The 23,305-nt window shown below is 39.0% G+C and carries 16 protein-coding genes; 12 read left to right on the top strand and 4 right to left on the bottom strand.

Annotation, left to right across the window (positions count from 1 at the left end; genetic code table 11):
- Positions 1–350 precede the first annotated feature (350 nt).
- From NLP_RS18565 to NLP_RS36140, 12 genes are all read left to right on the top strand, one after another.
- Positions 351–1,628, top strand: a complete 1,278-nt coding sequence (locus NLP_RS18565) for a proton extrusion protein PcxA (RefSeq protein WP_104907680.1) — start codon at positions 351–353, stop codon at positions 1,626–1,628.
- A gap of 151 nt (positions 1,629–1,779) precedes the next feature.
- Positions 1,780–2,256 carry a hypothetical protein gene (locus tag NLP_RS18560; RefSeq protein WP_104907679.1) on the top strand — a complete coding sequence of 159 codons (477 nt, stop codon included), beginning with the start codon at positions 1,780–1,782 and terminating at the stop codon, positions 2,254–2,256.
- Positions 2,257–2,633: 377 nt separating this feature from the next.
- On the top strand, positions 2,634–3,503 hold the full coding sequence (locus NLP_RS18555) for a polyphosphate kinase 2 family protein (protein WP_104907678.1): 870 nt from the start codon (positions 2,634–2,636) through the stop codon (positions 3,501–3,503).
- A gap of 147 nt (positions 3,504–3,650) precedes the next feature.
- On the top strand, positions 3,651–4,277 hold the full coding sequence (locus NLP_RS18550) for a chemotaxis protein CheB (protein WP_104907677.1): 627 nt from the start codon (positions 3,651–3,653) through the stop codon (positions 4,275–4,277).
- A 576-nt stretch (positions 4,278–4,853) separates the two neighbouring features.
- Positions 4,854–6,746, top strand: coding sequence for a CheR family methyltransferase (locus NLP_RS18540; RefSeq protein ID WP_104907675.1), 1,893 nt, complete (start codon positions 4,854–4,856; stop codon positions 6,744–6,746).
- A gap of 238 nt (positions 6,747–6,984) precedes the next feature.
- A complete protein-coding gene (locus NLP_RS18535) occupies positions 6,985–9,063 on the top strand; it encodes a PAS domain-containing hybrid sensor histidine kinase/response regulator (protein ID WP_104907674.1) in 2,079 nt (692 codons plus the stop codon).
- A 51-nt stretch (positions 9,064–9,114) separates the two neighbouring features.
- Positions 9,115–9,711, top strand: a complete 597-nt coding sequence (locus NLP_RS18530) for a tRNA-(ms[2]io[6]A)-hydroxylase (RefSeq protein WP_104907673.1) — start codon at positions 9,115–9,117, stop codon at positions 9,709–9,711.
- 15 nt (positions 9,712–9,726) lie between these two features.
- Positions 9,727–10,131 (top strand): VOC family protein, encoded by a 405-nt coding sequence (locus NLP_RS18525; RefSeq protein WP_104907672.1) that lies wholly within the window; start codon positions 9,727–9,729, stop codon positions 10,129–10,131.
- Between the two features lie 35 nt (positions 10,132–10,166).
- On the top strand, positions 10,167–11,387 hold the full coding sequence (cbiE, locus tag NLP_RS18520) for a precorrin-6y C5,15-methyltransferase (decarboxylating) subunit CbiE (protein ID WP_104907671.1): 1,221 nt from the start codon (positions 10,167–10,169) through the stop codon (positions 11,385–11,387).
- A gap of 341 nt (positions 11,388–11,728) precedes the next feature.
- Positions 11,729–17,347, top strand: a complete 5,619-nt coding sequence (locus NLP_RS18515; protein ID WP_104907670.1) for an ATP-binding sensor histidine kinase — start codon at positions 11,729–11,731, stop codon at positions 17,345–17,347.
- 254 nt (positions 17,348–17,601) lie between these two features.
- A complete protein-coding gene (locus NLP_RS18505; protein ID WP_104907669.1) occupies positions 17,602–18,282 on the top strand; it encodes an SDR family oxidoreductase in 681 nt (226 codons plus the stop codon).
- Positions 18,283–18,439: 157 nt separating this feature from the next.
- Positions 18,440–18,748, top strand: a complete 309-nt coding sequence (locus NLP_RS36140) for a hypothetical protein (protein ID WP_104907668.1) — start codon at positions 18,440–18,442, stop codon at positions 18,746–18,748.
- Here NLP_RS36140 and NLP_RS18495 read toward each other — a convergent pair.
- The 4 genes from NLP_RS18495 to NLP_RS33315 all read right to left on the bottom strand — a co-directional run bounded on the left by NLP_RS18495 (position 18,653) and on the right by NLP_RS33315 (position 23,287).
- Positions 18,653–20,221, bottom strand: a complete 1,569-nt coding sequence (locus NLP_RS18495; protein ID WP_104907667.1) for a flavin-containing monooxygenase — start codon at positions 20,219–20,221, stop codon at positions 18,653–18,655. The two genes, NLP_RS36140 and NLP_RS18495, sit on opposite strands and share 96 nt — an antisense overlap.
- Before the next feature lie 17 nt (positions 20,222–20,238).
- The gene (locus tag NLP_RS18490; RefSeq protein WP_104907666.1) at positions 20,239–21,879 is read right to left on the bottom strand and encodes a tryptophan halogenase family protein; all 1,641 of its coding nucleotides are present in this window, start codon (positions 21,877–21,879) and stop codon (positions 20,239–20,241) included.
- Positions 21,880–21,934: 55 nt separating this feature from the next.
- Entirely contained in the window at positions 21,935–22,648 is a 714-nt protein-coding gene (locus tag NLP_RS18485; protein WP_104907665.1) for a hypothetical protein, read from the bottom strand.
- 438 nt (positions 22,649–23,086) lie between these two features.
- Complete coding sequence (locus tag NLP_RS33315) at positions 23,087–23,287, bottom strand: hypothetical protein (protein WP_158680452.1); 201 nt, start codon at positions 23,285–23,287, stop codon at positions 23,087–23,089.
- Between the last annotated feature and the right edge of the window lie 18 nt (positions 23,288–23,305).

Raw genomic sequence — 23,305 nt, 5'->3', positions numbered from 1 at the left:
ATCTTTAACTTCCTATTCCCTTTAACAGTGATAGACTCTGCATAGTGGAAGATTTACCTTGATTGTTAAATGTTACAATTAAGGCTTTTTGATGGAGCATAAACACTGGCAATTGGTGTAAATGATGACAGTGTAATCGATAAACTGCCAATAAAAATAACCAGTGTCAATTTATGCTGATCCATCTGAGTTTACAGGTAATATAAAATTGCTAGCGTAGGCGTAGCCCGTCGGAGACATCGCATCAAGGAATATTAACTAAATTTGGATTGGACTAACTATTTAGCTGTTATTACCCATTTTTTAGATTATATAACTATAATACACATTATCTAAAAGTCATATATGTAATGAAAAACTCACTTAGCAGAACAGCAGAATTACTCCGCCAAAATTTCCAAAAATCTTTGCGATCGCTTAACCGTTGGTTTTCAAATACACCAGAAAGGGCACTTTTAGAAGCTTATCAAGCAGCTCAGAGAATTAAAAATATTGAGAACGAACATTTTGATAACAAAAAAATATCTTTACAATCAGTAAAATATACTGAAAATGTAATGTCTTATTGGCAAGTATATCTTAATAAAAACCTAACTATTATTAAGATCAGGCTTGCAGAATTCCACCTGAGTCGGGGAATTGTCAATATCTCTAATTCTGTTTTATTAGAAAAATTGAAGGTTATTGATGAAGTCGTAGAGAAGTATGCTATCAAAGATGAAATAATTAACAATACTCCGTTAGGATCAAATTATCAGCCTTTAAACATTAATGATAACAAAATAAAAAAACAGCTAAATTCATCTAACATAACTCAAGTTAACGCTGCAATTCAAAAACCTAGACTGGCTAAGATTTCTATTGGCAGAAGAATTAATAAAATTCAAGCAGATTTTGCACCGCAGACAGAAGAAGAGTTTGTCAGGAATTATCGCATTTCTAAAGGTAGAACAATAATTGCCCTGCGATTTTTGATAGTTCTCATTGTTGTACCGCTTTTAACTCAATATTTATCTAAAGAATTTATAGTAACTCCAATATTAGAAAGGGTTAGAGGAGATAATACAACTAAAATATTCATCAATTCTGACATGGAAAAAGAAGCTCTCCATGAATTACATAATTTTCAAGAAGAATTGAGATTTGAATATTTTATTCATCAAGCACCACCACTTTCTTCAGAGCTAACACAAGAAAAAATCAAAAGTAAAGCAATTGAAATCTCTGAAGAATTTAGCAGAAAAACTAATAGTAGTATTAGTAATGCTTTCGCTGATTTAATATCACTCTTTGCTTTTGGTATAGTTATCGCCATGAGCAAAAGAGAAATTGTGATTCTTAAGTCTTTTATGGATACGATTGTCTCTGGTCTCAGCGATAGTGCCAAGGCTTTTTTAATTATTCTGTTTACAGATATATTTGTCGGATTTCACTCACCAGATGGGTGGGAAGTCCTTCTTGCGGGATTTGCAGAACATTTAGGTCTACCAGCCAGTAGAAATGTAATCTTTTTCTTTATTGCTACATTTCCTGTGATTTTAAACACTATCTTTAAATACTGGATATTCCGCTATCTCAGTCGTTTATCTCCATCGGCATTAGCTACATTAAAAGAGATGGACGAGTAATTTGTAATTATCCAACGCCCAAATTCACTTACTTTGAGTAAAGAATATATTTCTTCCCATAAATCAATTAATTACAAATTACGAATTATGTTCACGCATTTGTCTTTTGATTCGCTAGGCTATGTATATTCTGGTTTTTCCGAAGTATACTATGGATTTTGAAAGCAAAGCTAATGCCTCAACTCCTACAGACAACATAGAATTTGCTCAACCAACGACTACCCGTAAGCCGTTGGAACTGCTGCGAGATACTGAGGCTTTGCTTCGTCGCCCAACTGTTGCGAAACTGTCGCCGATTTTGCCACCAAAACTGAGCAATAGATTCCAATCAACCTCATCTTTGGCAGATGACTCCTTTAAGGAACTGGCAGAAATTGACCTAAATACTATTAGTGATTTTGAACTGCGTCCGGCACGAATTCTTGTTGGTTTGAGCCTTGTTGGTTTTGGAGCGCTCATGATATTGCTGCTGTTGCTATACTTAAATACATTGCATCCAAAAACCAGTACAGTTGAGCAGATTCGGCAATATTGGTATCAATATATTTGGTTTGTCTGTTTAGGTATCACGGGGATGTTTATCTTGGGACGTGAAGCAATGCGTCCTATGCCAAAACGACGCAACTAATTCGTAACTAAGTTTTGTCATAGAAAGATGAGTGAAAAAGAATGTAGAGAGGTTAGCAGTGCTAACTCTCTACAAGGTTTCTGGATAACGCATAATAGTTAAAAAATCAGGATGAACTTTGGTGAATAAATATACCAATTATTCTAGATTCATGATAAATTCTGACTCCTGAATCTTGGGTACTGAATTCTTATACCAATTCAATTAATGATTGCAACACATCCTTGGGTAAAGACGCGATGAATCGCGTCTCTACAAATGGTCTATTTGTCGCATTCTTTTTTCAAATTGGTATTACTATTAATAAATTATAACTTTCAGGAATTAATACTTCAAAATGTGCTTGTGTATTAATTAGCTGCTAGGAGATTTTATAGATGAATCATGATGCTTTCATTGTTTCGCCAGGTTCAAAGATTTCTCTGAAAAAAAACTATGACCCAGCTTATAAAACTGATTTTCATCAGAAAACTGATGCTGCAACTAAATTACAGGTAGATGTTGAACGACTAGCTAATTACCAAAATATTCTCTATGCTCAAAATACCTATGCTCTGTTGATTATTTTTCAAGCAATGGATGCTGCTGGGAAAGACAGCACAATTAAACACGTGACTTCTGGTGTTAATCCGCAGGGATTTCAGGTGTTTAGTTTTAAGGGCCCTAGTGCGGAAGAATTAGACCATGATTACTTGTGGCGCTCAATGAAAGCTCTGCCAGAAAGAGGAAGAATTGGCATATTCAATCGTTCGTACTATGAAGAAGTTCTAGTGGTTCGCGTCCATCCAGAAATGCTTCAGAAACAACAACTTCCTCACTTCCCTAATGGAAAAAAGATATGGAAACAGCGTTTTGAAGAAATCAATAACTTTGAAAAGTATTTGGTTGATAATGGTGTAATCATTCTGAAGTTTTTTCTAAATGTCTCTAAGTCAGAGCAGAAAAAGCGCTTTTTAGCACGGATTAACTCTCCTGAAAAAAATTGGAAGTTTTCAGATAATGATGTCCGAGAACGAGCTTTTTGGGATGATTATATGAATGCTTATGAAGATGTTTTTAATAATACTAGTACTAAGTGGGCGCCGTGGTATATTATTCCTGCCGATCGCAAATGGTTTACCCGCCTGACCGTTGCCAATATTATCTGCACAAAATTAGAAGAACTAAATCTGCAATACCCAACGGTTAGTGAGGAACATAAGCAGCAACTTTTGAAGGCGAAACGTATTCTAGAGCAGGAAGATTAACCTGGGAATTTGATAGGTAAAGGCAAAAAAATACTGAAGTAGTTCAGATATACTGTAGAATATATGTAAATAAGAATAAAAAGTTGTAACTTAATTAATGCTATTTGTAACTAAAGAAGTTAGGCAGATAGTTATAGGCGCAAAATCATGATTGAGATGGTAGAAAATGCCAAAAATCATCCACCTCACTTTACTAATGCTGCTTTTGATATAGTGACGATCGCAGCCTCAGCAGGCGGACTGACTGCTATTGTTAAAGTGCTATCGACTCTAAAAGCAGAATTTCCAGCCGCGATCGCCATTGTGCAACACTTGGCTCCCCAACATCACTCGTTCATGGCAGAAATTCTCAGTCGGCGCACAGATATTATCGTCAAACAGGCACAAGAAGGAGATTCCCTTACCTCAGGAACGGCTTATGTTGCCCCACCCAATCGTCATTTGCTGGTTAACGGTGACGGCACACTTTCCTTATCACAGTCGGAATTAGTACATTTTTTACGTCCTTCGGCTGATTTATTATTTGAATCGGTTGCAGCCACTTACAAAGACAGAGCGATCGCCCTTGTGCTAACTGGAACGGGTAGCGACGGTGCGATGGGAGTAAAAGCGATAAAAAAAATGGGCGGTACTGTTATTGTCCAAGACGTAAAAACTGCCGAATTTTCCGGGATGCCCTCCGCCGCAATTCAAACTGGCAATGTAGATTTTATTCTCCCCCTGAATGAAATTTCCAGTACCCTGGTGACTTTGGTTATGGGAGAATGTGACTAAGCAGGGGAGCATACTTCGACTCCCTTCTCTACGAGAGGCTACGCCAACGACTACCAAGAGGGCAAGTCGCTTAGTAACCGGGGAGGCAGAAAAGCAGAGCAAATATGTTTTAGAATATAACTTACTGTAACCATAGTTTATAGCTATTTTCAGGTAAATAGACCACGCGGTAGGGGTGCAAGTCCTTACGCCCCTACAACAAATGTGGTTCAAATACATGACAAACTGCTTTAATGAGTCTTTAATACTGATTAATGAGGCTTATAACTCCTTTAATGAGTCTTTGATACTGATTAATGAGGCTTATAACTCCTTTAATGAGTCTTTGATACTGATTAATGAGGCTTATAACTCCTTTAATGAGTCTTTGATACTGATTAATGAGGCTTATAACTCCTTTAATGAGTCTTTGATACTGATTAATGAGGCTTATAACTCCTTTAATGAGTCTTTGATACTGATTAATGAGGCTTATAACTCCTTTAATGAGTCTTTGATACTCGCCAACGAGTCTTTGATAGTTGCGGACAGAGATCGGAACTCCACTCCTCTGCTCCTTTGCCCCCTCCCTACCTTATGACTTCTGCAGAAAAAGATCCTAAATTTGAAAATCTATTGAGTTATCTCAGACAAAGCCGAGGATTTGATTTTACAGGCTATAAGCGCTCGACTTTGATGCGTCGGGTAGTCAAGCGGATGCAGTCATTAACCATAGAAAATTTTGAAGATTATCAAGACTATCTGGAAGTTGATCCAGAAGAATTCAATTATCTTTTCAACACTATCCTAATTAACGTCACCGCTTTTTTTCGAGATTCATCAGCTTGGGAAGACATAGCAGAGCAAATACTGCCTAATCTGATTAAGAATAAAAAAGCTTCCGATCAAATCCGCATCTGGAGCGCTGGCTGTGCTTCTGGGGAAGAAGCTTATACTTTGGCAATATTGATGGCTGAAATATTGGGAGTAGAGGAATTTCGCCAACGAGTGAAAATCTACGCCACAGATGTAGATGAAGAGGCTCTCAACCAGGCTAGGCAAGCTGTGTATTCAGCAAAAGATGTCCAAATGGTGCCAGATGAACTGCGGCAAAAATACTTTGATGTTATTGGAAACCGCTATGTCTTCCGCCAAGACTTGCGCCGCTCGGTGATTTTTGGTCGCCACGATTTGCTTCAGGATGCGCCCATTTCGCACTTAGATTTATTAGTCAGCCGCAATACATTAATGTATTTTAATTCTGAAACTCAAGGGCGAATTATAGCCCGGTTTCATTTTGCACTAAACGATCGTGGCTATCTGTTTTTAGGAAAAGCAGAGATGCTATTGATGCATTCTAGTCTGTTTACGCCCCTGGATTTGAAAAACCGGATATTTACTAAAGTATCGACGGGGAATTTACGCGATCGCCTCTTAGGTATGGCAAACTCAGTAGATGACGAATCTACGAGCCGTTTGGCTAGAAATCTCCGGCTGCGAGATATGGGTTTTGACACAGCTCCAATCGCCCAAATAGTCATTGATATCAATGGCATTTTGGTAATGGTGAACGAGCAAGCGCGGATTTTGTTCGCCCTTTTCCCTAAAGATTTAGCTCGTCCCTTCCAGGATCTAGAACTTTCCTATCGCCCTGTTGAATTGCGATCGTTAATTGAACTGGCTTATCATGAACACCGCCCTGTGACCCTAACAAATGTAGAGCGCTATGTGTCTAACACAGAAATCCAATATCTAGATGTACAAATTACGCCTTTACAAGAAGCAGACACCAGCTTTTTAGGAGTCAGTATCTCCTTTCATGATGTCACCCGTTATATTAAACTCCAAGATGCCCTGCAACGTTCCCAACAAGAATTAGAAACTACCAACGAAGAATTACAATCTACCAATGAAGAGTTAGAAACTACCAACGAAGAATTACAATCTACCAATGAAGAGTTAGAAACTACCAACGAAGAACTCCAATCTACTAATGAAGAATTGGAGACGATGAATGAAGAACTCCAATCTACTAATGAAGAATTACAGACAATTAATAACGAACTGAGCCAGCGCACCATAGAACTCAATCGCACAAATATTTTTCTCTTCTCTATTCTCAAAAGTCTGCAAACGGGAATAGTGGTAATTGACGCCAGCTTTAATGTCTCTATTTGGAATTACATGGTAGAAGATTTATGGGGCTTGCGAACTGATGAAGTTCTCGGAAAGTCTATCTTTAGTCTAGACATTGGGCTACCCGTCGAGCAGTTGCGATCGCCCATTCACGAATCCCTATCCGGGAAAAAGCAGTTTGAAGAAATGATCATCGATGCTACTAATCGTCGGGGTAGGCAAATAAAATGTTACCTGGCAATTACTCCACTGCTTGGCATTGAAATGCAAGGAGCAGTTTTGATGATGGTAGATGTAGAGAGAGTCAATAGTATGATTTCTACTCAAGAAATGGAGGAACGACGGCAGCAGTAATAACAATTAACAATTAACAATTAACAATTAAAAACAGTGATTTAAACCCCGACTGTAGCAAGATTTACCGGGTGAGATGCTATATATATATAAGTCTTAAACCCTTTAATTGCCGATAAAAATGCTTAATTGAAGGGTATTGTATTAAATTCTTATTCTCTTTAATCGCTTTACTGAAGCAGAGGTCAGTTTTCCTTCTGCATTTCTTGATAAAAGCAATCAAAGGAAAAGACTGCAAATGACTAAGGAAAATTTCCAACAAGCGATTGTCGAGGCGCATCAGCGACTGGAAAATCTTTCGCAGCTTGCAAGTCTGACGGTAGATAAATCTATAGAGCAGGATTATCCTATAGAGCTTTTGCAACAAGCGATTACCGAAATATCTATTTCTCTAGAAGAGTTACAGCAACAAAATGAAGAATTGATCGCTACACGCCATTTGGTAGAAGTTGAACGTCAACGTTATTACGATTTATTTAACTTTGCCCCAGATGGTTACTTGCTTACAGATGCGACTGGAATTATTCAGGAAGCTAACTATGCTGCGGCTAAGTTATTGAATGTGCGTCAGTCTTACCTGATTGGTAAACCAATGGCTGTGTTTGTGCATCAGACAGAACGGCAGAAATTTCGTCAAATCATGCTGCAATTGCAACAGCAGGGGCAAATCAAAAGAGAAGAGTTACAGATTTTTCATGAACAAGGAAGTACAAATTTTCCGGCAGAACTAACTGCGATCGCTGTGGAAGATAGTCAGGGTAAAATAGGAAACTTGCGCTGGCTATTCAGAGACATTAGCGATCGTCACCAGCAAGAACAGAAAATTCGCGAACAAGCTGCCCTACTAGACATCACAACAGACGCAATTATTGTAGAGGATTTGCATAACCAAATCTTATTCTGGAACCAAGGCGCAGAGAAGATGTACGGCTGGCAAGTTCAGGAAGCTCAAGGAAAGGACGCTTGGGAACTTTTATCTAAAGAAACCTCACCTCAACTATCAGCGGCTCAGAAAGCTGTTATTGAGCGGGGAACATGGCAGGGAGAGTTGCATAAATTCACAAAAAATGGTGACAAACTAATCATTGCTAGCCGCTGGACGTTGATGCTCGATGCCGTAGGCTTGCCTAAATCAATCCTGATCGTTGACACCGATATCACAGAGAAAAAACAACTCGAAACTCAGCTATTCCGTAGTCAACGCCTAGAAAGCTTAGGCATTCTCGCCAGCGGTATTGCTCATGACCTCAACAATCTTCTCACCCCAATCTTGGGAATTGCTCAACTGCTGCCCCTAAAATATCCCCATCTTGATGACGTTTCGCTGCAAATGTTGAAGATTTTAGAAACCAATGCCATACGGAGCGGTAATTTGGTGGGGCAAATTTTGTTATTTACCCGTGGTTCTGAAACAGAACACACAATCGTGCTAGTATCGCAACTGATCGAAGACATCAAGCAGATAGTCCAACAAACATTCCCTAAATACATCGACATCAAGACAGACATAGCGCAAGATATCGGGATTGTTGTTGGAGACAGCACCGAACTGCATCAGGTGTTGATGAATCTAGCAGTCAATGCTTGTGATGCCATGCCCAATGGCGGTAAACTCTCTATTTCTGCCACCAAGGTATTCATCGATGAAAACTATGCCAGGATGCACATAGGGGCAACAGTTAATTCCTACGCGAGGATTACGGTTGCTGATACTGGAGTTGGGATTAACTCAGAAATTATCGATCGGATTTTTGATCCCTTTTTCACCACTAAAGAAGTGGGTAAAGGAACAGGACTGGGTTTATCTATATTGATGGGCATCATCAACAACCACGGCGGTTTTGTAGAAGTAACCAGTCAGGTAGGAATTGGGACTAAATTCCAGGTATACTTGCCAAGCAAGGAGGGCAGCACTTCTCAAATAATAGATGAGATAAAACTGCCAACAGGTCAGGGAGAATTGATTTTAGTTGTTGATGATGAACTAGCCATCACTCAAATCACCAAAACCACACTAGAAATTTATAATTACAAGGTATTGACCGCCCAAAATGGGATTGAGGCGCTAGCTCTCTACACCGAGTATAAAGATGAAATTAGGCTGGTGCTGATGGATATGATGATGCCGTCAATGGATGGGAAAACAGCCATCCGTACCTTGCAAATCATCAACCCGCAAGTGCCAATTGTTGCCATGAGTGGATTAGCTACGACTGAGGCATTGGTACAATCTACGGGTATTGGTATCCAAGGCTTTTTAGCGAAACCCTTCACCACCGAGCAATTATTGAACTTTGTCCCCAAAATATTCCGTTAAAATCAATTTGCTAGACTATTTAGCTAAATTAAAATTCTGGAGTTTTCTGATGTGCTTACTCAGTTATCGACTATCAACGCCCTGAAACAGCCCACTAGCTCTGCTTGGGTTGAACAAGCGATCGCTAATTTAGATATTATCTTACTCGACCACTCCCACTGTGAACGCAAAGCAGCAGGCGTGGCCTTGAACATGATGTTTCGCTACCCTTCCAATACTAAAATGGTGCGGGAGTTAACTGCGATCGCCCGCGAAGAACTAGAACACTTTGAGCTAGTTAACCAATGGTTAGAACGCCGGAATATTCCCTTGGCTCCCCTACCACCGCCTCCCTACGGTGCGGGTTTAAAATCTCAAGTACGCCCCAAAGAACCTGAGCGATTTCTAGATTCCTTACTAGTCACTGGTTTAATTGAAGCTCGCTCTCACGAACGCTTGGGACTATTAGCTGCTCACTGTCCAGAGCCAGAGTTAGCAAAATTTTATCGTGGGCTAATGGCATCCGAAGCGCGTCACTACGGTATATATTGGGTTTTAGCTGCTACTTATTTCGACAGAGAAATTGTCATGCAACGGCTTGATGAATTAGCAATTGTCGAAAGCGAGTTGCTAGCGACTTTGCACCCAGAACCTAGAATTCACAGTTAGTATAACCCAACAGATATGAAGCTTCAGCTAACACACCTGAGACTCCTTGTCTCCAACTACAAAGATTCTTTTCTGTTCTACCGGGATCTGCTGAAATTTGATGTCGATTGGGGCGATGAAGATAGCGGATATGCCGAGTTTAATGCCGGATATCTCAAGCTGGGTTTGTTCAAAAAAGAATTAATGGCTGAAGTAGTCCCAAGAATTGAACAGCCTTCATACATTGTCAATCGAGATAAAATTGTGTTGATTTTCGCAGTCGATAACGTGGATGAAGTCTATGAGCAAGTAAAGGCTCAGAATTCGGTCGTTGTGACTAAACCACAAGATCGCCCAAGCTGGGGAATCCGCACAGCTCATTTGCGCGATCCTGATGGCAATCTCATTGAAATCTACAACAATCTCGGAATTGTTAGTTAAAAGTTCCTGCCAACAACGTTATGAAGTAATTAATCATGAAATGGCTTTCTATTGTTGGCATTGGGGAAGATGGATTACAGGGGTTAAGTGCGATCGCTCTTTGTTTACTCGATCGAGCCAAAGTAATTATAGGAGGCGATCGCCATTTATCGATGCTTCCTACAGACGATCGACGTGAGAAACTAGTCTGGACATCTCCCATTAGTGCTTCAGTAGAGGAAATCATCCAACGTCGGGGCCAGTCAATCTGCGTACTCGCAAGCGGCGATCCGATGTGTTATGGCATTGGTGTCACCTTGATGCGGCGAATTCCCGTCTCTGAAATGACGATTATCCCCGCACCTTCAGCCTTCAGCCTCGCCTGTGCTAGGGTGGGATGGTCTTTAACTGAGGTGGAAACTTTGAGTTTGAATGGTCGTCCATCTTCCCTAATCCAGTCTTACATTTATCCGGGAGCGCGGCTGTTGATTTTGAGCGAGGGGAAAGATACACCAGCGCTCGTTGCGCAAATTTTGACAAATCGCGGCTATAGTGGCAGTAAAATCGCTGTATTGGAGCGTATGGGCGGCGCTGATGAAAGAATTGTGGAAGGTACAGCTGCATCTTGGGGTGAAACTGAAGTTGCAGTGTTGAATGCGATCGCAGTTGATTGTATTGCTGATGCTGGGGTTATACCATTACCAAGATTACCAGGATTACCAGATAAAGCCTACCACCACGATGGCCAATTAACGAAGCGTGAAGTTAGAGCAATCACCCTTGCAGCTTTAGCACCCACACCGGGAGAATTATTGTGGGATGTGGGCGCGGGTTGCGGCTCAATTTCAATTGAATGGATGCGAAGTAATGCTCGCTGTCGAGCGATCGCGATCGAACAAAACTCCTCTAGACTACTGTATATTGCCGATAATGCCGCCACTCTCGGTACTCCAAATCTGCAAATCATTGAAGCTAAAGCGCCCCATGCCTTGAAAGATTTGCCAGCACCAGATGCCATTTTTATTGGTGGTGGGGTGACAGCAATGGGACTTTTTGATATTTGCTGGGAAGCACTGCGGCTGGGTGGGCGTTTGGTGGCAAATGTTGTCACGGTAGAGGGTGAGCAAACTTTATTTCAATGGCATGAACGAGTCGGTGGCGATTTAACTCGTATTGCCATCCAACGGGCGGAACCTATTGGTAAATTTTTGGGTTGGCGAGCAATGGCGGCTGTGACCCAATGGGTAGTAGTGAAGTCTGAAAAATTGCATAGTTAAAGTTACAAGTGCGTAGACGCTTCTCCTGTCGGAGACGCTACGCGAACGTCTTGTCGCAGACATCGCTTTTGTAATTTGGTTATAACTTACGTAAATTCTTGCCTTGTTATACGCAGTATAGTTTGTAAAATGTATTTTGCTAAGACCATAAAGCATTACAAGCATATTCTCTACCTATACATACAGCAAAATGAATATCTGCTATACCTATAATCTGCTGTAAATTGGTGATTAATACACTTAATTTTTAGCACATCACAAAATCGCCCTACTCACTGATAGTAGTAACTCTGTTTTGGGTATACTAAACCATAGAAAGAAAATTATCATAACTAGATGCAATGTTAATAGAATCAAACGAACTATTTCTAATACTTGGCTATCGCATTATTAAACAATTATATTCAGGTAAAAAAACTTTAGTTTATCGGGCTATAAGAGAAAAAGAGCAGCAATCAGTTATTTTAAAATTGATGCGTAATGAATATCCTATTTTTGCTGAAATTAATCAGTTTCATAATCAATACACCATTACCAAAAATCTTGAAATTCCAGGCATAGTCAAACCAATAAGCCTAGAAAAATACGATAATCGATATATTATAGTAATGGAAGATTTTGGGAGTATTGACCTTAATCTCTGGCAGCAAGAAGAGCATAAAAAAGGAAAAATTTCTGTTTGCTTGAGTGAGTTTTTTAATATTGCCATTGAAATTAGTGCAACTTTGGAACGGCTACATCACCATCGGATCATTCACAAAGATATTAAACCTGCTAATATTTTGATTCATCCGATAACAGGTAAAACCAGGATCATCGATTTTAGTATTGCTACTCTATTACCAAAAGAAATTCAATTTCTCACAAATCCCAACGTCCTAGAAGGAACTCTAGCTTATATTTCCCCTGAACAAACAGGACGCATGAATCGAGGTATAGACTACCGTACCGACTTTTATTCCTTGGGTATCACCTTCTTTGAACTCTTGACAGGGCAGTTACCCTTTAGTGCCACTGAACCGATGGAGTTAGTCTACTCTCACATTGCCAAAGAACCGCCAAAAGCCAGCTATATTAACTCCAATATTCCCACAATTTTATCTGATATTATCAGCAAGCTGATGGCAAAAAATGCCGAAGACCGATATCAGAGTGCTCATGGACTCAGGCATGACTTGGAGAAGTGTCAAAACCAATGGCAAGAGAAACAAAATATTACAGTCTTTAAATTAGGAAGTCGGGATATCTCAAATCATTTTGCCATTCCTGAAAAACTTTATGGTCGTCAAAGAGAGATTGAAATTATACTCACTACTTTTGATCGGGTGACAAAGGGAAACACGGAAATGATTTTAGTCTCTGGTTACTCAGGGATTGGTAAAACTGCTGTGGTGAACGAAGTCCACAAACCCATTGCTAAACAGCGTAGTTACTTCATCAAAGGAAAATTTGACCAATTCCAACGTGATATCCCGTTGTCAGGATTGCTACAAGCTTTGCGGGATTTAATTGAGCAAATACTCTCCGAAACAGATGCCCAAATTCAACAGTGGAAAACCAAAATCTTATCGGCATTGAGTACGCAATCTCAGGTAATCATTAATGTAATTCCTGAACTTGAAATAATTATTGGCAAACAACCTGTATCTGCTGAACTTACTGGTAGCGCTGCTCAAAATCGCTTCAATTTATTGTTCCAGAGATTTATCCAAGTGTTCTCTACTAAAGATCGTCCTTTAGTCATATTTTTAGATGATTTGCAATGGGCAGATACGGCTTCCTTAAAGTTTATTCAATTATTAATGGATGGAACTTCTTCTCGCTTTGCTAAGAATGCAGAGAATATATCTGAAAATAAAGGTAGTTTACTACTAATTAGTGCCTATAGGGATAATGAAGTTTCAAATCTACATCCGCTACATTTAACACTACAAGAAATTGTTAAGACAGGAGCAATAATTAATACAATTCAACTTTTACCTTTAAATCAGATTGATTTAAATCATCTAATTGCTGACACGCTGCGTTGTCCAGAAACTATTGCTGTGCCTCTGACTCAAATGGTGTTTTTAAAAACTAAAGGAAACCCCTTCTTTGCATCTCAATTTTTCAAGTCCTTATATGATGACGGATTAATTGAATTAAATTTTGATGATGGTTATTGGAAGTACGATATTACCAAAATTCAAACTTTATCTCTTACAGATGATGTAGTAAAATTTATGGGCATACAAATAGAAAAGTTGCCCCAAAATGTACAAAATGTATTAAAAATATCTGCTTGTATTGGTAATGAGTTTGACTTAAAAACATTGTCACTCGTTAATGAAAAATCTGTAATAGATACTTCATCTGACTTATGGCAAGCATTACTTGAAGGATTGATTATTCCTCAGAAAGATGGTTATAATTTTGCACCAGAAAATGATAGACAACTATTAAGCCTTTCAACTAGAGAATCAGAAAATTTATCAACGACCAATTCCCAACTCCCCAGATATAAATTCGTACATGACAGAGTTCAGCAAGCAGCTTATTCTCTAATTCCCAAAGACCAAATCAAGCAAATGCACTTAAAAATTGGGCTGCTTCTCTTGAAGAATACCCCAATCGCCGAACAGGAAGAAAATATTTTTGAGCTTGTCAATCATTTCAATATTGCAGCTGAATTTATCACCCATAAAGCTAAACGTAATGAGTTAGCTGAAATGAGTCTAATTGCAGGACGTAAAGCTTTAATATCAACAGCTTATTCTTCGGCACTTAAGTATTTAACTACTGGAATTGAGCTACTAGCAGATGATAGTTGGGATACTAAATATAATATCACCTTAGCTTTGTATAATACGGCAGCAGAAGCCGCATATCTCAATGGTGATTTTGAATATACAGAAAAATGTGTCCAGGTTGTTTTACTAAAAGCGAAAACTCCACTAGATCGAGTGAAAGCTTATGAAGTTGAAATACAGTCTTATGGTGCACAAGCAAAAGAACTGGAAGCTGTCCATATTGCAAAAACATTTTTGAAAACTTTAGGAGTAGAGTTTCCTACAAATCCCAGCCAAGCAGATATTCAGTTAGCAATAGAGACAACATCTGCAAAATTGGCTAATAGATCTATTCAAGACTTAATTGAACTGCCGGAAATTACAGAAGCGCAACCACTGATAATCATGCGTATTCTATCTAGTACAATTGGTCTTGCTTATACAGTTGCACCGGAATTATTACTATTTATTATTCTGAAACAGATCAATTTATCAATCAAATTTGGTAATTCTCCTTTGTCTGCTTTTGCGTATGTGATGTATGGAGTAATGTTGTGTGGGGTAATAGGAGACATTGATTCTGGATATAAATTTGGAAAACTAGCTGATAGTTTGTTACCTAATTTCCAAACAAGAGAAGTAACTGGCAAGGTTATGGAAACATTTAATCATCTTGTCAGACATTGGAAAGAGCATCTGAAGGAAACATTGAAACCTTTACTTGAGGCTTATACTACTAATCTTGAAGTAGGTGATATGGAATTTGCAGCTTATGCTCTTTATGGTTACTCTCAACATGCATACTTTACAGGACAAGAACTAATAAAACTTGAACAAGATATAGAAATATATAGCAAGACTATTAAGCAAATAAAGCAAGAAAGAGTATTTTATTGGAATGAAATATTTCGGCAGACAATCTTGAATCTTCTAGGAGATGTTCAAAATCCGCAGAGTTTAATCGGTGAAGTCTATGATGAAGATAAAATGTTACCACTTCATCTGAAAGCTCAAGATGGAGTAGCACTTTTTTTCCTATATTTCTGTAAACTTCACATATCTTATCTGTTGGCTGATTACTCTCAAGCTCTTAAAAATACAGTCATGGCAGAAAAGTACTTATATGCTGGTGTCGGCATGTTCGTGACTGCTCAATTTTATTTCTATGATTCATTGACACATTTAGCAGTCTATTCTGATTTCGATGAATTTGAACAAAAAGAAGTCCTTCATAGAGTGATAGAAAATCAGAAAAAAATGCAAAACTGGGCAGATCAGGCTCCCATGAATCACTTGCATAAATTTTATTTAGTAGAGGCGGAACAGCATCGAGTTCTTGGTCAATATCTTGAAGCGATAGATAATTATGAATATGCTATTTCCCTTAGCAAAGAAAATGAGTACATTAACGAAGAAGCTCTTGCCTGTGAATTAGCTGCTAAATTTTATCTTGAATGGGGCAAACAAAGAATTGCCCAACTATACCTCACTGATGCCTACTATTGCTATGTTCGCTGGGGAGCATTAGCCAAAGTTTATGACTTACAAAAACGCTATCCTCAATTACTTCTTTCCATGATTCAGCAAGAAGAACTTAGCTATTCTTACAGTGAACAGAATCTACCTGAACTGAGCCTACATCTATCTACACTTAGCAATAAATCTACTCTAGTGACGAATGAAACTGTCATTGGCTCTAACACTAGTATTTCAGATATGTTAGATTTGGAAACTGTCATAAAAGCTTCTCAAGCAGTGTCTGGAGAGATTGAATTGGAGGCACTCCTTTCTACTTTAATGGAAGTTGTGATGGAGAATGTAGGGGCTTCTAAATGTGTGCTGATATTGAGTGAAGCTAATAACTTAGACTTAACTGTTGCTGCAATTAGTTCTGGGTATACTTTTAGAGATACTCATACAGAGTTTTTATCTATTCCTTTAGAATCTAGCGATCTTGTTCCTATCTCTTTGATTAATTATGTCAAACGAACCCAAGAAATATTAGTAATTGATGACATTAAAGCTAAAGCTGCTTTTACGGTAGATAGTTATATTAACCGTGAGGAACCAAAAAGCATATTATGTATTCCGATGCTTAATCAAGGTAAATTGCTGGGGCTGATTTATCTAGAAAATAGTTTAACTACAGGAGCATTTACACGCGATCGCCTAGAAGTTCTCAAACTCTTAACTATCCAAGCTGCAATTTCTTTAGAAAATGCCATTCTCTACAATAATTTGACTGAAGCGAATGAGCAATTGGAGGAATACAGTCATATACTAGAGGAAAGGGTGATAGTAAGAACAGCAGAACTTAACGAAAAAAATCAGCATCTGCAAGCAGCTCTAGAAGAATTACAAAGTACCCAAAGTCAATTAATCCAAAGTGAGAAAATGTCTTCTTTAGGGCAAATGGTGGCGGGAATTGCCCATGAAATTAATAACCCCATCAATTTTATTCATGGTAATATTACTCACGCAAGTGACTATGTTCAACAATTGCTAGATTTGATTAATATTTATCAGCAACAATATCCCCATCCCTCAGCAATAGTGGAGCAAAAACTTGAGGAAATGGATGTACAATTCCTGAAAGAAGACCTCCCAAAGGTGCTCGATTCTATGAATGTAGGAAGTTCCCGTATCCGAAATATTATTCTGAGCTTACGTAATTTCTCTCGTCTAGATGAATCGGAAATGAAGCCTGTAAATATTCATGAAGGCATCGATAGTACCTTAATGATTTTGCAGCACCGACTCAAAGAAAAAAGTGATCGCCCAGAAATTGAGGTCTTTAAAGAATACGCACAACTGCCGAATGTTATTTGCTATGCCGGTCAACTCAATCAAGTGTTTATGAATATTTTAAGTAATGCGATCGATGCTTTAGAGGACTACAACTATGAAGAAGATTCTCCCAGAAAAAATCCTCAGATTCGTATTCGTACTGAACTAGGAGAAGTAAACACGTTGAAGATTCGGATTGCTGATAACGGTTATGGTATGACTGCACAGGTGCAGCAGAAAATATTCGATCCATTTTTTACCACTAAGGCAGTAGGAAGTGGTACGGGGTTGGGGTTGTCAATTAGCTATCAAGTGGTAGTGGACAAACACAAGGGTCAGTTAAGCTGCAAATCAACTCCGGGAGAGGGAACTGAGTTTGTGATTGAGATTCCAATGCAACAGTGAGACAAGCTACCGTTACTGAAAAATTTGGCGTTGCATAATGGCGGTATGAATCATTGCAGAACTGGAATATCCCAAATAGATGGCTTACAGCGATCGCTTCTCGGCAGATACTCGTGTAGTAGATGTGCATATCTCCTGATTACGGACAAAAATAGAATCCGACCCAAACTTGCCAGAGTTGATTGTTACAGCAAGAGGTAGTGGTTATTTTTTCCCACGAATTATTTCTAAGAGAGCAGGAATAGCAGAAAAATATGACTAAACTCATCTTAATTACAGGTATCAGCAAAGGTCTAGGTTATGCGATGACCGAAGGTTTTATTCAAGAGGGACATACTGTTATTGGTTGCGCTCGTTCATTAGATGCTATTGATAAAATACGCCATAAATATGGTGCACCCAACGATTTCACATCTGTAGATGTGGCAAATGAACCGCTTGTAAAAAAATGGGCAGAACATGTACTGAACAAATATGAACCGCCAGATATAGTGATTAACAATGCAGCAATTATTAATTACCCAGCACCTTTATGGGAAATACCATCCGAAGAATTTTCCGATCTAATAGATATCAATATCAAAGGAGTAGTGAATATAATTCGCCATTTCGTACCAGCAATGGTCAAAAACAAACGGGGTATTATTGTTAACTTTAGTTCTGGCTGGGGACGTTCTACTTCAGCCCAAGTTGCACCATACTGTGCTTCCAAGTGGGCAATAGAAGGATTAACTGGTTCTTTGGCACAAGAATTGCCGAGTGGGATGGCAGCTATACCTCTCAATCCAGGGATTATTCATACAGATATGCTCTCTATTAGCTTTGGAGAAGAAGCTGCTAATTATACACCCGTGTCCGATTGGGTATTGAAAGCTGTGCCATTTATTCTCAAGTTAAAACCTAAAGATAACGGGATTCCTTTGACTGTACATTAACCCTGAATCTCAATTGCGTAGGCGTAGCCCGTCGTAGACATCGTTGCGATTAGGTGCTGACAGTTGAATCATCGAAGAATTACGTGAATATTTAACCGCATCGTTAGGGGGATAATCCGCCGAGACTGGAATCAACAATAATACCTACACAAACCTAATGGCAGTCTGGACGCTCTATCGAACGCAGGAAGTCCTCAATCTACTGTCACCTTCCTGCCGTCGTGAATTCTGCGATCGCCTCAACCTGAGTCAAGAAGAAATCAACCATTGGGATGTTGTGAGCCGGAAGATACACGTAGTTTTTCAAGACGACGGTATTTTAAGCCAGTACGAAGGGTTTGATCGCTTAGAATTTGATGTCCAGCCGTTATTAGGGAGATATCAACGAAGGCTTCTTTTTGACCTCTACACTTGCCGCGATCGCAAAATCATTGAGAGATGGATGTTGTTTTTGTTTTGCTTGTAATTCCTCGCCCAGATGCTTGTAGGCAGATGGATCTATTGGCATCAGAAACTCCCCAACCAAGTTCCCTGGTTGACGGCGGCTACTCAGACCCATATCCTGAAGCAACTCATCAATGTAATGGAATGTAAAAGGAGTTACACATGCTCCACTGACAAAAGCATAGGGTCTATCTTTCTTCCTCCATTCCAACTCTGCTGTTACATCCTCTAGCATCTGTTGCGGGGATGGTAAAGGTAAATTCCCTTTGACATACTCTGATAACCATCTAGCACCAATTTCTGCTGATAACTGGGCACAGAAAGTATAGTTATAACCAACAAAACCCATCTGTGGAATATGGGGGTGAATAAGATGGCGGTAAAGATGGATAGTGCCTTGCTGATCAAATACGTGTCTGTGGTACTTCTCTTCTAAAAAAGGGATATCCTGAAGAAATCCTGTGCCAAAGACAACAACATCTGCCTGTATTTTCTCGCCGTTATCCAATTCGACGCCACTAGCAAAAAACTTGTTGATCTTTGTCTTGACAGCACGAATTTTACCTGCGCGTACATATTCAAAAAAGCCTTTAGGCACTAAGCCGATACTACAACCAATCAATTTGTTCATCGGTTGTTTGGGCACCATTCCACAAGCATCAAGGGGAAACTGTAAGCGCAAGATAGTCTCATTTAGCCGCCAGAATGCCCACACTAGTGGTTTGCCAAAACTATGCAGCCACTTTTCCCATCCTTGAAGTTTATGATAGGGCATCCAAATTTCTGCAAACCGAGTCAGAAAAATATACTTGATGTTCAACAGACCGAGAAAGAAGTTAGGAACTTTCCACAGCGCTTGACGGAAGACAAGGGTACATTCCTTGGCCTTGCTAGCTGCAAGATTCGCTAAATCGGTGGCTGACTTGCCAAAACCGACAACAACGACTCGCTTGCCCTCAATTACAGAGCCGTCATTAAAGTCGTTAGTATGTATTACTTGACCTCCGGCGGCAATGAACTCTTCCATCCCCGGCAACTTAGGAATGTAGGGAATATCATAAGTGCCATTGCACACAATCACAAAGTCGAACTCGTAATTTTGTTTTCCGATCTCCTTACCATCTTCTTGAAAGCTAACACTGACTATCCATCCAGGAATACTTGCTGATTTGCGCTCCACTTTAGTTACTTTTGCACCGAACTGAATTTTTTCTGTGACACCAAAGTGTTGGGCATAGGATTCAAGGTAAGCGCATATTTGCTCTGCTGAAGGCCATTCTGGATAAGAGGCAGGCATAGGAAAGTCTGAGAAAGCATAGGTATCTCTGGGATTTTGAATCGACAGTCCTGGGTAAGTTCTCGATCTTTCCCACACACCACCAAGTCCCTGCCGTTTCTCGAACAATGTAACTTCGTAACCTTCCTCAAGAAAGGTCTTTGCTGAGACTAATCCGCTGACTCCAGCCCCAATCACGCATACTTGTTTCACCGTCATCTTGGGTTCTCCTATAATTATGAAATTAGTGCATGAATCTGATATGAGCGATCGCTAACCCCACTTACATACTCCGACTGTTCTTGTGACTTTATTACATGAGTCAAGTATTCAGACTGAGACGGTAAAGTTGAAGTTAGGTAATTGGCTCTTTCCCTAATTTCCAAAAATGCAGCCTCCGCATTGTGATTGCCGATATGTTCTAAAATGGGAAGACTGCTTTCAGGCATGTAATTTAGCCCCAGCAACATTACCGAATAAGAGTAAGACTCGAAGCCGTGGTATTTCGGGTTGATAGTCTTATTGCTTGGCAGTCTATTTTTCCATAACCTTAATTTTTCCTGTAGTTCTTCTGGAACTTTGATATTGTTCTTAGTTGCTTTCCAGAATTCTGTGTCGGTGCGATCGCTAGCATAATAATGAAGTGTCAAAAATTCTCGCACACCATCTATGCAGTCAGCGACAACTTTGTTATAGCTGTGAATTAGTTCTTGATTGAAAGATTTGCTGGGAAAGTGGTTAACTAACTCTTCAATTCCATGTTGAATGAAGAAGATGCCAGTAGATTCTAGTGGTTCCACAAATCCACTGGAAAGGCCAATTGCTACACAGTTTTTCACCCATGAGTTTCTGTTACGTCCAATCCGCATCTTGATATGAGAGGCTTGACCATTATTAGCAGCGGCTCCCAAATGCTGGCGAAATTCCTGTTCTGCTGACTCAGCAGAAATGAATGCACTTGAATAAACATACCCAGTACCATTTCTGCCATACAAAGGTATATTCCAGACCCAACCCGACGAAAGTGCAGTTGACGTGGTATAAGGGTTGATGCCATCTTTTTTGATATCAGTTGGTATCTGCATTGCGATCGCGCGATCGCACAATAGTGAATCTGAATAAGAAATGAATGGCTCACCAAGCGCTTTGTTGATCAAAAGACCACGGAAACCAGTACAGTCAATAAAAAGGTCGCCACTGAGAATGCCATGCTCTTTGGTTGTAAGACTATCTATGCTCCCATCCTCAGTTAACTTAATATCCACCATATCATCAACAATTTGCTTCACTCCCCTTGACATTGCATAATCTTTCATGAATCTTGCCAGTAGATTCGCATCAAAATGATAGGCATAGGGGTACTGAATTTTTAACTTATCCAAGATATTTTTCTTGGCGATATGCTCTTGAGAAAATTCATTTTGAACTTTGTGATCGAAGACTTTACTATCTAAATATCTCGGCGATCTTTGATGATCGCACAGCCAGGGAATTAGAAAGCAGGCATAATCAAATGCTTCTTGGTCTTTCTTCATTTTCAGCCACCATTCAGAGATATCAAAGCCGTCGATTACCTCATATCTCTGGAAAGGATGGTAGAAGTGTTGCCCTTTTGCATTCCAGTTGACAAACTTAATTGCCATCTTATATGTGGCATTACACTTTGGCATCCATTCATATTCTTGTAACCCTAGAAAATCAAAGAATACTTTGATGGTACTAAAAGTTGCTTCTCCAACACCAATTTTTGTGATGTTAGATGATTCCACCAGAGTAATATTAATATTTTTATCTAGTGCTTTACTTAAATAAGCTGCCGTCATCCAACCGGCTGAACCACCACCAACAATTAAAATTTTTTGTACATCCTGTGACATAGTTAAAGTTCCTATTTTTGTATGATAGTCAATTTCAAAAAGCTTGCTTAATAACTTATGCGGTTTTCAATTGCTGCTCAACTTTGTGGGTTTCAGCATATACCAAAAGCTCATTTGTAAATTGTGTGAAAATTGTAAATAAGTTCTCAACTAATTCATAAGCTTCTTGTCGAGTTGCTTCTGATAGTTGAATATCTTGTAAAAATTGCTCTATTCCAGATTGACTTGTCATGTGACCAGTTTCAACATTCAGATGGAAATCTGCAAAATATCGGCATGGTTTTTGGGTAATTGCTTTAATTTCTTTGCCAATCTCTGCCGCTGTTGAAAACATTATGTTACCTGTCGCTTCGGTAACTTCAATAACTATGATTTTCTGAATAGGAGTTGCTTGTGAAGTATATCGATAGAGTTGATAATTTAAATAACGAGCATTCTTAGTTTCTTCACTCCAAAGGAATTTTAATGCATCACTAAATTTTAATGATTTGTCAAGTTCTAGATTTTTCAAATCTTCTAAAAACCACAACCAATGATGGTCATCTTCATAAGTATGCTTGTTAATTAATGCCTGAATTGGATCGTTTGTTGGTTCTACTCGCAAAAAATACTTATTAAGTTCTCCAAAATTCATAATAAAATGAGCAGCACATGGTGCCCAAGCTAACCTTTGGATAGGGTTTATACTTTTATTTTGCATAAAACTAAACAAGGCTAATTGAGCATATTCTTGTTTTTTTTGTTCAATTAATGTTAGTACTTGTTGCATTTTTTATTACGCCGATTTTCAATCTTTAAGATTAGAGCAAAAGTAACTTTCCTACTTTGTTGTAAAAATGTCTAATTTGTTATATTCCCATACGGTTTAGTTAAGGGTTTGTGGATAATTGATCTTTTAAGACGCGGGAAATCATGTCTCGCATCAGAGTTTTAGGTTTATCTGAACTGTATTGTGTTATATCGTATTGAGACTAACCCTAAATTGTAACCAGCTAATTTACCGTTGTTGTTTTTACTTTAACTTTGACATCTCTATGTAATAAACGCAGCTTTTACTTAAGTATGCTTGTTAAAAAATGGTCTTATATGAGCGTTTCTTTTGCCCATAAAAGCCAAATTAGTTAGTTAAACCTTAATATTTAAAAGCAGGCTCGTATATACTTGGAAAAATTTTTAGATTTGCTGTAGCTAAATAAAGTATTAATAATTACTTTATATACTTCAGTAGCAGTGTTAACCCAGCAATACGCCCAAATTCTTCTAGTACATATTGCAAATGTATTTGGGCAGCAAACCAAGAAAATGCACCAGGAGTCATAGAACGGACTAAGTAATGGAGGCTATAAACTTCTGGTTCTAGGTGGTCGGCATAAGCGATAATGCCATCGCTTTTTTGTTGGGGATACACGTCCGTATTCCCTCACTT

Source organism: Nostoc sp. 'Lobaria pulmonaria (5183) cyanobiont' (assembly GCF_002949795.1).
In the GTDB taxonomy this organism is placed as follows: Bacteria; Cyanobacteriota; Cyanobacteriia; order Cyanobacteriales; family Nostocaceae; genus Nostoc.
Note: the sequence above shows the minus strand (reverse complement) of the source record. Positions and strands in the feature narration are given on the sequence as shown.

What these genes read in the sequence shown, in the direction of transcription:
- NLP_RS18505 (WP_104907669.1), top strand. Translation starts at nt 17,602, where the DNA reads ATGACTAAACTCATCTTAATTACAGGTATCAGCAAAGGTCTAGGTTAT.
- NLP_RS18485 (WP_104907665.1), bottom strand. Translation starts at nt 22,648, where the DNA reads ATGCAACAAGTACTAACATTAATTGAACAAAAAAAACAAGAATATGCT.
- NLP_RS18535 (WP_104907674.1), top strand. Translation starts at nt 6,985, where the DNA reads ATGACTAAGGAAAATTTCCAACAAGCGATTGTCGAGGCGCATCAGCGA.
- NLP_RS18515 (WP_104907670.1), top strand. Translation starts at nt 11,729, where the DNA reads ATGTTAATAGAATCAAACGAACTATTTCTAATACTTGGCTATCGCATT.
- NLP_RS18560 (WP_104907679.1), top strand. Translation starts at nt 1,780, where the DNA reads ATGGATTTTGAAAGCAAAGCTAATGCCTCAACTCCTACAGACAACATA.
- NLP_RS18525 (WP_104907672.1), top strand. Translation starts at nt 9,727, where the DNA reads ATGAAGCTTCAGCTAACACACCTGAGACTCCTTGTCTCCAACTACAAA.
- NLP_RS18550 (WP_104907677.1), top strand. Translation starts at nt 3,651, where the DNA reads ATGATTGAGATGGTAGAAAATGCCAAAAATCATCCACCTCACTTTACT.
- NLP_RS36140 (WP_104907668.1), top strand. Translation starts at nt 18,440, where the DNA reads ATGGCAGTCTGGACGCTCTATCGAACGCAGGAAGTCCTCAATCTACTG.
- NLP_RS18540 (WP_104907675.1), top strand. Translation starts at nt 4,854, where the DNA reads ATGACTTCTGCAGAAAAAGATCCTAAATTTGAAAATCTATTGAGTTAT.
- cbiE (WP_104907671.1), top strand. Translation starts at nt 10,167, where the DNA reads ATGAAATGGCTTTCTATTGTTGGCATTGGGGAAGATGGATTACAGGGG.
- NLP_RS18565 (WP_104907680.1), top strand. Translation starts at nt 351, where the DNA reads ATGAAAAACTCACTTAGCAGAACAGCAGAATTACTCCGCCAAAATTTC.
- NLP_RS18490 (WP_104907666.1), bottom strand. Translation starts at nt 21,879, where the DNA reads ATGTCACAGGATGTACAAAAAATTTTAATTGTTGGTGGTGGTTCAGCC.
- NLP_RS18555 (WP_104907678.1), top strand. Translation starts at nt 2,634, where the DNA reads ATGAATCATGATGCTTTCATTGTTTCGCCAGGTTCAAAGATTTCTCTG.
- NLP_RS18495 (WP_104907667.1), bottom strand. Translation starts at nt 20,221, where the DNA reads ATGACGGTGAAACAAGTATGCGTGATTGGGGCTGGAGTCAGCGGATTA.